This is a genomic window from Sulfitobacter sp. HGT1 (assembly GCF_013282155.1).
Classification (GTDB): Bacteria; Pseudomonadota; Alphaproteobacteria; order Rhodobacterales; family Rhodobacteraceae; genus Sulfitobacter.
The window spans coordinates 1-1,335 of sequence record NZ_BLWI01000025.1 but is presented as its reverse complement, the minus strand read 5'-3'; the positions used below and the strand labels follow the sequence as shown (position 1 = coordinate 1,335).

Genomic DNA, 1,335 nt, shown 5'->3' with positions numbered 1-1,335 from the left:
ATTTACTTGGGGAATGCGGGCATAATCTTGAGCGCGCGAAAACCTTTGCGCAAATTGTGAAAACTTATGGCGCGAATACACCTATTGTTGACGCGCAGGTAACGGCTTGCATCTTTCATTGATTTGAAAAGAAAAAATTCCCGAAAGTAGCGCGAAATATTTCATGGAGTTTGCGCAATAATTTTCGTATTTAGCTACGCATATTTTTGTGAAATCTGTTTCTGATAGCAATGAAACGAACCAACCCCCTTAAATCTGGGAAGTGTATAGAAGTCAAAATTGAAAGGAAAAATTCTGGAAATTTGAGCTTGAAGCGCACCTGGATGTAATCAACTTCCGCTCTCGATTCCCCCAAATGCCAGAATTGACGGCGGAACGTGGCCAGCCAGCCGAACATCATTGTCGATCATGAATAACTGATCAGTTGCTTCAAACATCTCTTGGGCAGCAACACGTAGAACGACTGGCTTGCCATTTCTGCTGCCAGCAACTGAGGCAGTGATCGGATATGAAGACAAGTGCACAGGATTGCGTCTAAGTGGCCTGCGCCCGTCTTTGAACAGAAGACCAAGATTGTCTTGAGCCGTACCGTGGCAAAGCCATGTAGGGGGTTCGAGCGGCTGTAGGCCCAGGTCGGTGTCTATGGAATGGCCCTGCGCAGCTCTAATTTGCAGTGCATCCTTCAGAGATCGTGAAACGACGTTTGTCGTCAGTCTCCACGATGTTCTCCAGTTGTTGCCGCGATATCGTCCGGCCCACGCGTTCGAGCAGGCGTCGCAAGTCCTCGATTAATATCCAGCCGCTTGCGTCGCGCCGATCTTTTCAGGGCCGTGCCCGAAGTACCATGCAAAGGAATTTGCAATCTCGACCCATCGCTAATCCGTTTTTGATAGGCGATATAGATCATGATGGTTTAAGTGATGCTGAAAATAAACGTTTTAGTTTTGCATACGAAACTGTAGGCCAGTAATGATCGGCTATCTAATTAGCGCATTGAATACTGATACGAATATTCTAAAAAGGGGTCTGAGAATATGGCAAAGAACATTCTGATATTCTCGGACGGAACTGGTCAAGTTGGCGGCCTGCATCCAGATCAACGCTTGTCTAATATCTATAAAATGTATCGGGCAATGCGTCCTGGCCCCTCTTCTCCAATCCGTCCGGAGGAACAGGTCTGCTATTACGATCCAGGCCTTGGTGCAGGAGAAGTGGGTGGGCTGACGCTCAAGCGCATTCGGAACACTCTTTCCGCTGCCGTGGGCGCAGGGATCGATGAGAATGTTATCGACTGCTACGAGAAGATCATTTCATCCGACATTCCCCAAGTTGCCT

General features: G+C 47.8%; 2 protein-coding genes. One reads left to right on the top strand and one right to left on the bottom strand.

The genetic code is table 11. The features are described from left to right. Positions 1-329 precede the first annotated feature (329 nt). Positions 330-632 carry an RNA 2'-phosphotransferase gene (locus tag HGT1_RS18490; RefSeq protein ID WP_373028001.1) on the bottom strand — a complete coding sequence of 101 codons (303 nt, stop codon included), beginning with the start codon at positions 630-632 and terminating at the stop codon, positions 330-332. A 402-nt stretch (positions 633-1,034) separates the two neighbouring features. Between HGT1_RS18490 and HGT1_RS18115 the strand changes: the two genes are divergently transcribed. Beyond that, on the top strand, positions 1,035-1,335 hold a 301-nt coding region (locus HGT1_RS18115; RefSeq protein ID WP_176251360.1), incomplete at its 3' end, for a DUF2235 domain-containing protein.